Genomic DNA, 13,036 nt, shown 5'->3' with positions numbered 1-13,036 from the left:
CCGGAGGAGCGGCGATCCACCCGCAGAGCTACGCCCGTACCGTGTTCGCCGCCCTGGGCGGAATCGTCGAGATCGGCGCGGTGAACCACACCGGCACCTGGGACCTGGCCGATGTCTCGGTGGGGGACTTTCTGGCGCCCAGGGGCGAGGACATCGCACGGATCATGGCGGCGGTCCGGACGATCGGCCGGTTCGACGCGCCCGTCATGGCCATCTCGGACGAGCTGGGATATCTGCGCGAGCACCCGGTCGAGGCACCGTTCCTGCTGCTCTGGTCGGCGGGCGTCACCTGGGTTCCGGAGTCGGCGGAGAACGTCGCGTATCTGGAGGAGCCGCAGGTGGTACGCCGGATGTGCCGTATGGGCGCGGACCTCCAACTGACGCGTCTGCTGGACGCTTTGGTGACCGCCGGCATCGCGGCCGGAGTGGACGCCGAGGAGGGCGTGGCCCTGGCCGCCGGGATCACCCGCATCGCCTGTGACCTGGTGGACGATGGCGGGCGCAACACTTCGGAAGGCGTCTTCCGGATGTGGCGGGTGGCCGAGCTGCCGGACGTCCTGCGCCCGGACTCCGGTGCACCGGAGTCCGGCAAGGCGGGCTACAGGGCGTACGACGCGGAGCTGGAGCGGTTGCTCGCGCCGTTCTGAGGTCCGCTCGGAGAACAGTTACTGCATGTTCTGGACGTGCGGATGGTCGTACGAGGACACGCACACGTAGATCTGCATGTTGTACCCGCGGCCGATCGTGAGCTGGGTGGCGCAGGCCGGGCCGAGGAAATGCAGGCCGTCGTAGTCGGCGTCCTCAAGGGGGCGCCAGCTGCGGTTGCCGTCCCATTCGGCGCCGTCGATGGTGAGCAGCGGGCGTACGTCCGAGCCGCACTCGGGGCAGGACATCGGGAACGGGTCGCTGAAGCTCCAGGGGCCGTGGCCGCCGAGCTTGCAGCCGGGGGCGACGCTGAGGTCGTACTGGTAGTCGACGACCTCGATGCCGCCCTCCTCGTCCGGGTTCTGTTCCTCCTCCCAGGCGTGGATGCGGTCCGCCAGTTCCTCGGCCAGTTCGTGCGGGGCCGGGTACTCGGTGACCGTCTCGGGGTGGAGGAGGCACGGTTCGGGCAGGTAGTCGTCGTTGCCGATCACCGACGGCTCCGGGGGTGCGGTGAGCGGGTCGGTGACGTCGGCGGAGGCGCGCCAGTACAGCTCGGCGGCGGGGAGGTAGTCCTCGTCGTGGTCGAAGGGGCACCAGAGGACTTGCAGCAGGTCGGTGCCGACCGGGCGGGGCAGCGTGGGGATGTCGGCGGCGTAGAGCTGGGCCACGGGGATGAGTGGGACCGGGCCGTCCTGCGGTATCCGCGTCTTCGCGACGGCACGGTCGACGATCACGCGCTCCTCGGGGGTGAGGAGGTCGGCGCCCTCGGCGCGTGGGCGCGTCCAGGCGTCGGCAAGGATGCGCCGCCGCTGTCGTACGTCGCCGGGGGCCAGACCGCTGTGCGTGGGCGCGTCGTGGTCGGGGCAGGTGGGCCACGGCTCGTCGGCGGGCCACAGTTGGGGGCCGCCGATCGAACTGTCCTTGACCGTAGGGGTACTTGGACGCGGATGTAGTCGGACGGCGGTGCGGGCCAGGGGAGCGAGTTCGGGGAACAGGGTGGTGACGTCCAGGGGCCGCGGGGGAGTGGTGCGAGACATGGAGTGAGGCTACGGGCCCAATGGGACCTGCGATCAAGGGACATGGGGCGCATCCCGGTCGGGCGGGGCCGGTGGCGCACTCCCCGAGGAAGCGGGGTCGCGCGGTGCCCTGCTGCGAGGCGGCCGCCGTGTCGAATCGTCGTTCCCTGTAAGTTCACTTGTGCGTACGGGTGTTGTAGAGATGGGCGTGACGGGGGTTGCGACGTGGCGGGGAATCGGCCGACGGATTGGCATGTCCTGGACCTGGACAAGGACCCCACTCCCGGGGACCCGGACCGGGTGCGCCATCTGGCCAAGAACCTGCACGACTTCGCGGACGACGTCTCGGACGCGTTGCGTCTGATCAAGGGGATGGCGGACGAGGACACCGTCCTGCAGTGGGCGGGGAAGTCGGCGAAGGCGTTCCAGGACGAGTTCTCGGCTGTGCCGAAGCAGCTGAGGAAGCTGAAGAAGTCGTACGAGATGGCGGGGGACGCGCTCGCCGACTACTGGCCGAAGCTGGAGCGCGCCCAGACGCTGGCGGACAAGGCCCTCGCCAAGGGCCGCGAGGCCCAGTCCGACCTGACCTCCGCCAAGTCCCGTCTGTCGTCGGCCGATTCGTGGGTGACGAAGGCCGGCAAGGAAGCGGACAAGTACAAGGACGATCCGACCGGCAGCAAGGACACCGAGAAGCCGGACGAGGCGAAGGTGCGGGCCGCGACCAGGGACGCCCAGCACGCGAAGTCGGCGCAGACCTCGGCTCAGTCGGATGTGACGAACGCGAACAGTGCGCTGGACGCGGCGAAGAAGATGGCCGCGGACGCCCGCAAGATGCGGGAGGAGGCGGCGCGGGACGCGAAGTCGAAGATCGACGAGGCGTCGGACGCCGGTATTCACAACCGGAAGTGGTGGGAGGAGGTCGGGGACTGGTTCTCCGACAACTGGGACACCATCGTCGCGGTCTGCAAGGTCGTCGTGGCCGTGGTCGGCATCATCGCGATGATCATCGGAGGGCCGATCCTCGGCGCGATCGTGCTGATCGCAGCACTCGTGGTCCTCGCCGACACCCTCAATAAATACGCGAAGGGCCAGGCGTCCCTGTGGGATGTGGGCTTCGCGGCGCTGGACTGCATACCCATGATGAAGGGGATCACCACCCTCGGCGGGCTGGCCAAGGGCCTCAAGGGTGGCCTTGCCGCGATGAAGGGGCTGAAGTTCGGTCTCAAAGGCATGGGACTTGCAGCGCGTGGCCTGGGCAAGAACGCGCGCGGCGCCATCGCCGACGGGGCGAAGGGTGCTTTCAGTCGGCTCAAGAGCAAGATCAAGGGATGCGGCGACCCGGTCGACGTCGCGACCGGGCAGATGTTCCTGGCAGAGACGGACGTGTCATTGCCGGCAGTACTGCCATTTGCGTTCACGCGCCGGGTTGCGTCCGGGTACCGCACCGGCTGGTGGTTCGGGTCGACCTGGACCTCCACCATCGACCAACGCCTTGAGATCGATGGGCAAGGCATAGTCTTCGTCACCGAAGACGGCATGCTTCTCGCATATCCGCTCCCCGCAGAGCCGCACGACAAGGTCCAGCCTGTGGCCGGTCCGCGTTGGCCTCTGACACGCTTGGACAGCGGTGGCTACCGCGTAGACGATCCGATCACCGGTTTGAGGCGTGATTTCGCTCCGCCGCGTGGGGGCCTGGCATTGCTGGAGCGCATAGCCGACCGAAACCACAACACCATCGATTTCGCTTACGACGCAGATGGCACCCCCCTCGCGATCAGGCACTCGGGCGGCTACACCATCACCTTGACCGTTCAAGAGAACCGGGTCACCGCTCTGAGTCTTGCCGGAGCCGGCGAGGACCGTTCGGATCTCACGCTCAAGCGATACGGATACACAGACGGCAACCTGACCGCAGTCATTGGCGTCTCCGGCCTGCCCATGGAATTCACGTATGACGAGCGACTGCGCGTTTCGTCATGGCGAGACACCAACCGCAGCCGGTACGAGTACACGTACGACGACCGGGACCGATGTATTGCTCAGGGTAGTGAAGCCGGGTACGCCACCAACACCTTCACCTACGACGCCACCGATCCCGCTTGGCCCGGGCGTCGCGTCACAAAGGTCACCTCGCCCGAGGGCGCTGAATCCCGATTCGTCGTTGACGACCGCAGCCTGGTCGTCGCCGAGATCGATCCCTTGGGTGGTGTGGTCAGCACCGCGTACGACAGCGATCACCACATCATCTCCTCGACGGATCAACTCGGTTCCACCACGAGCATCGTGAACAACGAGCTAGGCCAGCCCATAGCGATATCCCGGCCCGACGGCAGTGTTGTGCGCGTCGCCTACAACCACCTCAACCTCGCCACAGCCGTCGAACTGCCGGATGGCAGTTCCTGGAAGTACTCCTTTGACGAGCGGGGCAACTGCACGAGCATCACCGACCCAGCCGGAGCCGTCGACCATCGCACCTATACGGCGGCTGGACATCCTGCCGCGATCACCAACGTGTTGGGGCATACCACCGAGGTGTTCTGCGACGCGGCGGGCCTTCCTGTCCGGGCTACGGATGCGCTGGGTGGGGAGTTCTGTTGGGAGCGGGACGCTCTGGGACGGACTGTCGCTTTTACCGATGCGATGGGACACACCATGCATTTCGCATGGTCGGCGGAGGGCCAGCTCGTTCGCCGCTCCACCCCCGATGGCGGGAGCGAGTCATGGACCTACGACGGTGAGGGCAACTGCACAAGTCATACGGACCAACTCGGGCAGATCTCCCGCTTCGAGTACACCCACTTCGACCTCCTGGCGGCCCGTACCGACGTCGACGGCACCCGCCACGAGTTCGCCTACGACGCCTCGCTGCGACTCGTCCAGGTCACCAATCCCCTCGGCATGGAATGGAGCTATGCCTATGACGCCGCTGGGCGTCTGATGTCGGAGACGGACTTCAGCGGCCGCAGGCTCGCGTACACGCATGACGCCGCGGGCCGTCTCTTGTCACGTACGAACGCCCTGGGCGAGACGGTTTCGTTCGAACATGACGTGCTCGGCCGAATCGTTCGCAAGGACGCCGAAGGGTCGGTCACTACGTTCGCTCACGACCTTTCCGGCCGTCTCCTGCGCGCCACGGGTCCGGACTGTTCGCTCGTGCTGGAGCGTGATCGTCGTGGCCGCCTGCTCTCCGAGACGATCGACGGGCGGACTGTCGCTTTCGGGTACGACCGGGCAGGCCGTCGCACAAGCCGTACGACGCCCAGTGGCGCGATCAGTACGAGGACCTATGACGCCGCGGGCAACCTTGCTCGGCTCGTCACGTCCGGCCACGTTATCGATTTCGAACGCACGCCCTCGGGCCAGGAGATGGTCCGGAGTATCGGCGGGAATGTCACCCTGGCTCGCGCCTACGACGAGCTGGGTCGCCTCACGAACCAGTCGGTGACCGCGGGGGACGGGCGGTCGATCCAGAGCCGTACCTTTACGTACCGCGCCGATGGCAATGTCACCGATGTCGACGAGCAGCTTTCCGGTGCCCGCCACTTCGAGCTGGATCCAGCGGGACGGGTCACCGCCGTCCATGCCCACAAGTGGACCGAGACCTACGCGTACGACGCCGCCGGCAACCAGTCGCACGCTGACTGGCCCAGTACTCACCCGAACCATGAGAGCACCGGTCCGCGCCTCTACGAGGGCACGGACATCACCGTTGCCGGTCAGTTGCGATACGAGCACGACGCCCTCGGCCGGATCACTCTGCGCCAGAAGACGCGTCTGTCCCGCAAACCGGATACCTGGCGCTACAGCTGGGACGCCGAGGACCGACTGACATCCGTCATCACGCCGGACGGCACGCGCTGGCGTTACAGATATGACCCACTGGGGCGCCGTATCGCGAAACAGCGCGTCCCTCCCAACGACGGAACCGTAACCGAGCAGACCGTGTTCGCCTGGGACGGGACCACGCTCTGCGAACAGACCACCACGGCAGTGGGATTCCCCAGTCCGGTCACCCTCACTTGGGATCATCAAGGCCTACACCCCATTGCCCAGACCGAACGCATATCCGCTGCCGATGCTCCGCAGGATGAGATCGACTCCCGTTTCTATTCGATCGTCACTGATCTCGTTGGTACTCCTACTGAACTCATCGATGAAACTGGAGAGATCGGTTGGCGTGCCCGCAGCACGGTCTGGGGCACGACCGCCTGGGCATCCGGCAGTACGACCTATACGCCGCTGCGTTTCCCCGGACAGTATTTCGACCCGGAATCGGGCCTGCACTACAACTGCTTCCGGTATTACGACCCTGAAACCGGTCGCTATCTCACCACGGACCCCCTCGGCCTTGCGCCGGCTCCCAACTCCAGCACCTACGTTCCCAACCCTCATATATGGACGGACCACCTTGGGCTGGCCCCAGACGAGTGCGTACAATCCATTTTCAAAGCGCCGGGTAGGAATCGCGGGGAAATCGAAGAGAAATACGGATATAGTGCGGATGACTTCCCCGGAGACCCGGACGGGCCGGACTATGTTTATCCGAATGGGCGCGTGTACTTCGCGAAGGAGCGGGAGCTGGCGGATGTGTACGCAAGGTCCTACGGTGAGGGCGTGGTCGAGATCAAGATTCCAAAGTCGGAATATGCTGCCAAGTACGAGCAGTATGAGAGGAAGTATCAAGGCGGGCCACTGAAGGAGTTGGAGATCCCGAACAATATTGTGGAAGATTTGAATCAATACCCAAGAATGAGGCACAAGTGACGACGGAGCAGTCTTGGGGGGATGCGAAGCGGACTTATCCGCTGGGGAGCGTCGCCCGAGGAAGCGTGAAGGACCGATTCCCCTATGGTGTCTTTCTGGAGCTCGACGACGCTCCAGGAGTCAACGGCTTCCTCGATCTCGTGTCATACAACCCCAATGGAACCCTCAATGACCCTCAGATCCCCCCGGTTCCGCTGCCCCAGGTCGGCGATCGTGTCGAAGGAGTCGTAGCGGACCACGTCGATCGTGACCGACAGATCAGGATCCGAGTCGGACCGCCGTTCTGGGAGTCGTGAGCCGAGGTTTACACAGATAAGGATGATGTCGTCCCATGACGTCCGAGCCTGACTGGGAGACCGGCAAAGGTCTCCTGGGTCTCGACGACCCCGGCAAGTGGGATTCCGCGTTCGAGCGCGGCGAAAGCCGTCTCGGTACGGCGGTGATCGGCCTGGCCTTCAATTGCACCCTGGCCGAGGCCTCGCCGCGGATCATCAAGGCGATGCGGTTGCCGGACCGTGCTCAGCGGGGGTTCGCGTTCACCGCGGCCGGTGTTGCTGCCCGACTCAACGGCGCGTTGACGCCGGAGTTGTACGCCGCGCTGCGGGCGGAAGGCCCCGGTCGCATGAGCATCGCCGTGAACGCCGTCGACGACACCCTCGACTACGTGCCGTTCCGGGATCTGCCGTTGTGGCTCAAGTGGTGGAAGGTCGTGTCAAAGGTGCTGGACAAGCTGGAGACTTGGCGGCTGGAGTGCTCGTACGCGGTCAGTGATGCCTGGAAGGCCCTGCGTCGACGGCGCTGAAGGAAGGAGAGCCGTCCATGGCGTCGGAGTGGAACTGGGAGAGCGGCGAGGGCGTGTCGCATGTCGACGACCCTGCTGAGTGGGACGCGGCATTCGAGCGCGGTGAGTGGCCACTCGGGTCGGCGGTGATCGGGCTGGCCTTCAACTGTTCGCTGGAGGAGGCGTCGCCTCGGATCATCAGGGCGATGAAATTGCCGGATCGCGCCCAGCGAGGGTTCGCGTTCACGGCGGCCGGCGCCGCCGCTCGAATCCACGGTGAGTTGACGTCGGAGCTGTACGCCGCATTGCGCGCCGAAGGCCCTGGCGGCATCGCCGACAACGCCATCAGGGACACCCTCACCTTTGTGCCGTTCCGGCGGCTGCCGCTGTGGTTCAGATGGCAGATGGTGCGGACAACCGTGTCGGACAAGCTGGGGTACTGGTGGACTCGGTCCCAGGATGTCGTCGGCGACGCTTGGCGATCATTGCGCCGACGCCGTACCTGAGCGCGGTCGCAGGGATTTCTTGCTGCGATGCGGAGGCCCACACCATGAAAGTGGGATGGCGGCCCTGAGAACTCCCTGAAGCTACTGAAGGGGTAATGGCGTTGACGCGGGGAGAGGAGTCCACCCCAGCTCGGCGGGGCAGGAAGCGGCAACCCTACGACGTGTTCCGATCCGCGCCGGATACGCGGTCTGTGTGGGCGGAGTTGTCGGCAGAGGTCATGGAGGCCGTCGCTCGGTGCGACGCGGAGCGTCTTGAGGTGGAGCGGTCCCGGGTCGCGCCGCAGTTGCGGGAGAGGATCACGACCCCCGTCTATTCGGTCGCGGATCGGTTCGCGTCCTGGGAGCGTTTGGTGCGCCGGATGGAGCCCGGTTGGCCGGGCGACGACTTCTATCCCATCAGCGCCTACGAGAACGACCTCGACTCCCGTGACTCGCTTGAGCAGTTGATGCTCGGGCTGCCCGCGGAGGCCCGGGAGGGTGCGCTGGGGAAGCTGCTGGCGCGGTTGGACGAGCGCTTCGTGGCCGCGAGCGTTCCGGATCCAGAGCGATCTCTGCGCGCCTGGGTGCGTCCGACGAAGGCGAGTCCCGAGGCGGAACTCGCAGAGTGGTGGAAACGCAGGCCGCTGCGTGATCCGTGGGATTGATCCATTGGCGGGTTGGAGGATTGCCGTGGGTGCAGGCGCGAGAGGGAGCGATGAGGGATCGGTATGACGTCAGGCCATGACTGGGACTCCGGCGAGAACCTGATACGTATCGACGACCCCACCGAGGTGGACGCCGCGTTCGAGCGGGCGGAGGGGCATCTCGGGACCGCGGTGATCGGCCTGGCCTTCAATTGTTCCCTGGAGGAGGCGTCGCCTCGGATCGTCAGGGCGATGCACTTGCCGGATCTCGCCGAGCGCGCGTTCGCGTTCACCGCGGCCGGCACTGCCGCGCGGCTCAACGGACGCCTGACCCCCGAGCTGTACGCCGCACTGCGCGCGGAGGGCCCCAGGAGCATCGCCGAGTACGCCATCAGCGACACCCTGGCCTTCGTACCGTTTCGGGAGCTGCCTCCGCGATTCAAATGGTGGAAGGTCCGGTCGCGGGTGCGCAATAAGCTGGAGGGCTGGTGGCTGCGATCGGCGGAGACGGTCGAAGACGCCTGGCGGGCGCTGCGCCGGCGGCGCTGACACGGGGGGAGTCGGACATGGCACCGGAGTGGGACTGGGAAAGCGGCGAAGGGCTGCTGCGCATCGACGACCCCGCCGATTGGGACGCGGCGTACGACCGCGGCGAAAGCCGTCTCGGTACGGCGGTGATCGGCCTGGCCTTCAATTGCACCCGGTCCGAGGCCTCGCCCCGGAAGGTGCTGGACAAGCTGGAGACCTGGCGACCGGAGTCCACATACGCGGTCAGTGACGCCTGGAAGGCCCTGCGCCGACGGCGCTGATGGAAAAGGGGAACGGTCATGTGGCCCGGCTCCATGGGGAGTTGACACCGGAGCTGTACGCGGCGCTGCGGGCCGAGGATGCCGTCGGGGGCGTGTGGCGCGTCCTGCGTCGGCGTCCGCGTCGGCCCTGAGCAGGAGTCCGTGCGCGCGCCGTGGCTCTCGGCGGGGCGACGGGCCTGCCGGGGGAGCCCGGGAGCGATGGCGGCCCCCGAGCGGAGACTCGGTGGACCGGCGCCGGGATCTTGTTCGTGCCGGGGTTTGACCTTCGTCACCTTAGGGGTACGATCTCCGGCTCGATTAGCCAGCCCCCCGTCCGGTATGGCAGACTAGCGGGGTTGCTCGGTCGAGTGCCGATGCTGCGCGCCTCCCGTCGGGAGGACTGGAAGCGAGTCCCACAGTACTCGTCGCCCAATCTGTCGTGAGGCAGCGCTGGGGCGGACGTACGGGAATCTTCCGGGAAGTGTCAGCGGGGTGCAGGCCAGGCACCCGGTGGGTGTTCTCACCCCCGGTCCTGCGGTTGCTTTCGGGCGGAGCCGCGTCCCTCGTAGGGAAATCCGTGACGGATATCCCTGTCGGCAGGAGCGCGACACACCCGACCGCGTGGGTCGGAGGTCAGGACGCGAACCCCCGGGTACCAGAGCGTTTTAACCGAGACAAAGGACTACTGAGTAGCCATGGCGGGACAGAAGATCCGCATCCGGCTCAAGGCCTACGACCACGAGGTCATCGATTCGTCGGCGAAGAAGATCGTCGAGACGGTGACGCGCACTGGTGCGTCGGTCGCGGGCCCGGTGCCGCTGCCCACTGAGAAGAACGTGTACTGCGTCATCAAGTCGCCGCACAAGTACAAGGACTCTCGCGAGCACTTCGAGATGCGCACGCACAAGCGCCTCATCGACATCCTCGACCCCACGCCCAAGACCGTTGACTCCCTGATGCGACTCGACCTCCCGGCCGGTGTCGACATCGAGATCAAGCTCTAGGGATCGGTGATCTGAGAATGGCTAAGCAGATCAAGGGCATCCTCGGCGAGAAGCTCGGCATGACGCAGGTGTGGGACGAGAACAACCGTGTTGTTCCCGTCACCGTCGTCAAGGCCGGCCCGAACGTCGTGACCCAGGTCCGTACGAACGATGTCGACGGCTACGAGTCCGTCCAGATCGCGTTCGGCGAGATCGACCCGCGCAAGGTGAACAAGCCCCTCAAGGGCCACTTCGCGAAGGCCGACGTCACTCCCCGCCGCCACCTCGTCGAGATCCGTACCGCTGACGCCAGCGAGTACACCCTCGGCCAGGAGATCACCGCTGAGGTGTTCGAGGCCGGCATCAAGGTGGACGTGACCGGCAAGAGCAAGGGCAAGGGCTTCGCCGGTGTCATGAAGCGTCACAACTTCAAGGGCCTCGGCGCCGGACACGGTGTCCAGCGCAAGCACCGCTCCCCCGGCTCCATCGGTGGCTGTGCCACCCCGGGCCGTGTGTTCAAGGGCGTCCGCATGGCGGGCCGCATGGGCAACGAGCGGGTCACCACCCAGAACCTGACCGTTCACGCCGTTGACGCGGAGAAGGGCCTGCTCCTCATCAAGGGAGCGATCCCTGGTCCGAACGGCGGCCTCGTCCTGGTCCGTACCGCGGCCAAGGGGGCCTGAGGACATGAGCACCATCGACATTCTGTCGCCCTCCGGCGACACCGCCGGGACCGTTGAGCTCCCGGCTGAGATCTTCGACGTCGAGAAGATCAGCATCCCGCTGCTCCACCAGGTTGTCGTCGCGCAGCTGGCCGCGGCCCGTCAGGGCACGCACAAGGTCAAGCGTCGTGGCGAGGTCCGCGGTGGTGGCCGCAAGCCTTACCGCCAGAAGGGCACCGGCCGCGCCCGTCAGGGTTCGACCCGCGCGCCGCAGTTCGCCGGCGGTGGCGTCGTTCACGGCCCCACCCCGCGTGACTACTCGCAGCGGACCCCGAAGAAGATGAAGGCCGCGGCCCTGCGCCACGCCCTCACCGACCGGGCCCGCAACGCTCGCATCCACGTCATCACCGGCGTGATCGAGGGCGAGACCCCCTCCACCAAGGCCGCGAAGAGCTTCCTCGGCAAGGTCAGCGAGCGCAAGAACGTGCTCCTGGTCATCGAGCGCTCCGACGAGGCCGCGCTGCTCTCCGCGCGCAACCTGCCCCAGGTCCACATCCTGGAGCCGGGCCAGCTGAACACGTACGACGTTCTCGTCTCGGACGACGTGGTCTTCACCCAGGCCGCTTTCGAGTCCTTCGTGTCTGGCCCCCAGGCCGCTGACACCGAAGGGAGCGAAGCCTGATGGCTACGCGTCACCCGAGCATTGCCTCGAAGGCCGCCAAGGCCAAGAAGGTCGCGCGCGTCGCCAAGGCGAAGCGCCACGAGGCCGAAGGCAAGAACACCGTCGAGACCCCGCTGAGCAAGAGCTTCACGGATCCCCGTGACGTCCTCCTCAAGCCGGTCGTCTCGGAGAAGAGCTACGCGCTGCTCGACGAGGGCAAGTACACCTTCGTCGTGGACCCGCGGGCCAACAAGACCCAGATCAAGCAGGCCGTCCAGGCGGTCTTCTCGGTCAAGGTCACCGGGGTCAACACGATCAACCGTCAGGGCAAGCGCAAGCGCACCAAGACGGGCTTCGGCAAGCGTGCCGACAGCAAGCGCGCGATCGTGACCCTCGCTGAGGGCGACCGTATCGACATCTTCGGCCAGGCCTCCTAACGGAGTGCCCTGGTCCGAATATCGGACGAGGACTGAGAAATGGGAATCCGCAAGTACAAGCCGACTACGCCGGGCCGTCGTGGCTCCAGCGTCGCCGACTTCGTCGAGGTCACGCGGTCCACGCCGGAGAAGTCGCTGGTTCGCCCCCTGCACAGCAAGGGCGGCCGTAACAATTCCGGTCGTGTGACCGTTCGCCACCAGGGTGGCGGACACAAGCGCGCCTACCGAGTGATCGACTTCCGTCGTCACGACAAGGACGGCGTGCCGGCGAAGGTCGCGCACATCGAGTACGACCCCAACCGCACCGCGCGCATCGCGCTGCTGCACTACGCGGACGGCGAGAAGCGCTACATCCTCGCCCCGCGCAACCTGTCGCAGGGTGACCGCGTCGAGAACGGTCCTGGGGCCGACATCAAGCCGGGCAACAACCTGGCCATCCGCAACATCCCGGTCGGTACCACGATCCACGCGATCGAGATCCGTCCCGGTGGCGGCGCCAAGTTCGCCCGCTCCGCCGGTGCCTCGGTGCAGCTGCTCGCGAAGGAGGGCACCATGGCCCACCTCCGCATGCCGTCGGGTGAAATCCGCCTGGTCGACCAGCGCTGCCGCGCCACGGTCGGCGAGGTCGGCAACGCCGAGCAGAGCAACATCAACTGGGGTAAGGCCGGCCGCAAGCGCTGGCTGGGCGTTCGCCCGTCCGTCCGCGGTGTGGCGATGAACCCGGTTGACCACCCGCACGGTGGTGGTGAGGGCAAGACCTCCGGTGGTCGCCACCCGGTCTCCCCGTGGGGTCAGAAGGAGGGTCGTACTCGTTCGCCGAAGAAGGCTTCGAACAAGTACATCGTCCGCCGCCGCAAGACGAACAAGAAGCGCTAGGAGCGGGTTTAGATGCCGCGCAGTCTCAAGAAGGGACCCTTCGTCGACGGACACCTTGTAAAGAAGGTGGACGTACAGAACGAAGCCGGTACCAAGAACGTCATCAAGACCTGGTCCCGTCGCTCGATGATCATCCCGGCCATGCTCGGCCACACGATCGCGGTGCACAACGGCAAGACCCACATCCCGGTGTTTGTCACCGAGTCGATGGTCGGCCACAAGCTCGGCGAGTTCTCGCCGACGCGCACCTTCCGGGGTCACGTCAAGGACGACCGGAAGTCGAAGCGCCGCTAA

At 66.2% G+C, this 13,036-nt stretch carries 14 protein-coding genes; 13 read left to right on the top strand and 1 reads right to left on the bottom strand.

Annotated features, from left to right (window positions below; translation table 11 throughout):
* Window positions 1-41 precede the first annotated feature (41 nt).
* Complete coding sequence (locus ACFYR3_RS10195; RefSeq protein WP_355840670.1) at window positions 42-647, top strand: hypothetical protein; 606 nt, start codon at window positions 42-44, stop codon at window positions 645-647.
* A gap of 18 nt (window positions 648-665) precedes the next feature.
* On the opposite strand, the gene ACFYR3_RS10190 is transcribed toward ACFYR3_RS10195, so the two are convergent.
* The gene (locus ACFYR3_RS10190; protein ID WP_389282359.1) at window positions 666-1,682 is read right to left on the bottom strand and encodes a hypothetical protein; all 1,017 of its coding nucleotides are present in this window, start codon (window positions 1,680-1,682) and stop codon (window positions 666-668) included.
* A 204-nt stretch (window positions 1,683-1,886) separates the two neighbouring features.
* Here ACFYR3_RS10190 and ACFYR3_RS10185 point away from each other — a divergent pair, with 204 nt between their 5' ends.
* The 12 genes from ACFYR3_RS10185 (at window position 1,887) to rpsS (ending at window position 13,036) form a co-directional block, all read left to right on the top strand.
* Entirely contained in the window at window positions 1,887-6,425 is a 4,539-nt protein-coding gene (locus tag ACFYR3_RS10185; RefSeq protein WP_389282357.1) for a DUF6531 domain-containing protein, read from the top strand.
* A 331-nt stretch (window positions 6,426-6,756) separates the two neighbouring features.
* Window positions 6,757-7,227, top strand: coding sequence for a hypothetical protein (locus tag ACFYR3_RS10180; RefSeq protein WP_355840667.1), 471 nt, complete (start codon window positions 6,757-6,759; stop codon window positions 7,225-7,227).
* A gap of 17 nt (window positions 7,228-7,244) precedes the next feature.
* Window positions 7,245-7,712: a hypothetical protein gene (locus tag ACFYR3_RS10175; protein ID WP_356782101.1), complete on the top strand. Its 468-nt coding sequence runs from the start codon at window positions 7,245-7,247 to the stop codon at window positions 7,710-7,712.
* A 218-nt stretch (window positions 7,713-7,930) separates the two neighbouring features.
* A complete protein-coding gene (locus tag ACFYR3_RS10170; RefSeq protein ID WP_355840665.1) occupies window positions 7,931-8,356 on the top strand; it encodes a hypothetical protein in 426 nt (141 codons plus the stop codon).
* A gap of 63 nt (window positions 8,357-8,419) precedes the next feature.
* On the top strand, window positions 8,420-8,884 hold the full coding sequence (locus ACFYR3_RS10165; protein WP_355840664.1) for a hypothetical protein: 465 nt from the start codon (window positions 8,420-8,422) through the stop codon (window positions 8,882-8,884).
* A 17-nt stretch (window positions 8,885-8,901) separates the two neighbouring features.
* The gene (locus ACFYR3_RS10160) at window positions 8,902-9,144 is read left to right on the top strand and encodes a hypothetical protein (RefSeq protein ID WP_356782100.1); all 243 of its coding nucleotides are present in this window, start codon (window positions 8,902-8,904) and stop codon (window positions 9,142-9,144) included.
* 674 nt (window positions 9,145-9,818) lie between these two features.
* Complete coding sequence (rpsJ, locus tag ACFYR3_RS10155; RefSeq protein WP_003948644.1) at window positions 9,819-10,127, top strand: 30S ribosomal protein S10; 309 nt, start codon at window positions 9,819-9,821, stop codon at window positions 10,125-10,127.
* A gap of 17 nt (window positions 10,128-10,144) precedes the next feature.
* On the top strand, window positions 10,145-10,789 hold the full coding sequence (rplC, locus tag ACFYR3_RS10150; RefSeq protein ID WP_037627001.1) for a 50S ribosomal protein L3: 645 nt from the start codon (window positions 10,145-10,147) through the stop codon (window positions 10,787-10,789).
* 4 nt (window positions 10,790-10,793) lie between these two features.
* Window positions 10,794-11,450, top strand: coding sequence for a 50S ribosomal protein L4 (rplD, locus tag ACFYR3_RS10145; protein ID WP_037627000.1), 657 nt, complete (start codon window positions 10,794-10,796; stop codon window positions 11,448-11,450).
* Complete coding sequence (gene rplW, locus ACFYR3_RS10140) at window positions 11,450-11,866, top strand: 50S ribosomal protein L23 (RefSeq protein WP_189190335.1); 417 nt, start codon at window positions 11,450-11,452, stop codon at window positions 11,864-11,866. The genes rplD and rplW overlap by 1 nt, the downstream gene beginning before the upstream one ends.
* Before the next feature lie 39 nt (window positions 11,867-11,905).
* Window positions 11,906-12,742 (top strand): 50S ribosomal protein L2, encoded by an 837-nt coding sequence (gene rplB / locus ACFYR3_RS10135; protein ID WP_355840662.1) that lies wholly within the window; start codon window positions 11,906-11,908, stop codon window positions 12,740-12,742.
* A 12-nt stretch (window positions 12,743-12,754) separates the two neighbouring features.
* A complete protein-coding gene (gene rpsS / locus ACFYR3_RS10130; protein WP_024755409.1) occupies window positions 12,755-13,036 on the top strand; it encodes a 30S ribosomal protein S19 in 282 nt (93 codons plus the stop codon).

The sequence above is a fragment of the Streptomyces sp. NPDC005784 genome (genome assembly GCF_042871525.1).
Lineage (GTDB): Bacteria > Actinomycetota > Actinomycetes > Streptomycetales > Streptomycetaceae > Streptomyces.
This window is presented reverse-complemented; position numbering and strand designations above follow the sequence as displayed.

Excerpts from the sequence above, each read along its gene's own strand:
- ACFYR3_RS10190 (WP_389282359.1), bottom strand. The coding sequence starts at position 1,682 with ATGTCTCGCACCACTCCCCCGCGGCCCCTGGACGTCACCACCCTGTTC.
- ACFYR3_RS10180 (WP_355840667.1), top strand. The coding sequence starts at position 6,757 with ATGACGTCCGAGCCTGACTGGGAGACCGGCAAAGGTCTCCTGGGTCTC.
- ACFYR3_RS10175 (WP_356782101.1), top strand. The coding sequence starts at position 7,245 with ATGGCGTCGGAGTGGAACTGGGAGAGCGGCGAGGGCGTGTCGCATGTC.
- ACFYR3_RS10170 (WP_355840665.1), top strand. The coding sequence starts at position 7,931 with ATGGAGGCCGTCGCTCGGTGCGACGCGGAGCGTCTTGAGGTGGAGCGG.
- ACFYR3_RS10165 (WP_355840664.1), top strand. The coding sequence starts at position 8,420 with ATGACGTCAGGCCATGACTGGGACTCCGGCGAGAACCTGATACGTATC.
- ACFYR3_RS10160 (WP_356782100.1), top strand. The coding sequence starts at position 8,902 with ATGGCACCGGAGTGGGACTGGGAAAGCGGCGAAGGGCTGCTGCGCATC.
- rpsJ (WP_003948644.1), top strand. The coding sequence starts at position 9,819 with ATGGCGGGACAGAAGATCCGCATCCGGCTCAAGGCCTACGACCACGAG.
- rplC (WP_037627001.1), top strand. The coding sequence starts at position 10,145 with ATGGCTAAGCAGATCAAGGGCATCCTCGGCGAGAAGCTCGGCATGACG.
- rplD (WP_037627000.1), top strand. The coding sequence starts at position 10,794 with ATGAGCACCATCGACATTCTGTCGCCCTCCGGCGACACCGCCGGGACC.
- rplW (WP_189190335.1), top strand. The coding sequence starts at position 11,450 with ATGGCTACGCGTCACCCGAGCATTGCCTCGAAGGCCGCCAAGGCCAAG.
- rplB (WP_355840662.1), top strand. The coding sequence starts at position 11,906 with ATGGGAATCCGCAAGTACAAGCCGACTACGCCGGGCCGTCGTGGCTCC.
- rpsS (WP_024755409.1), top strand. The coding sequence starts at position 12,755 with ATGCCGCGCAGTCTCAAGAAGGGACCCTTCGTCGACGGACACCTTGTA.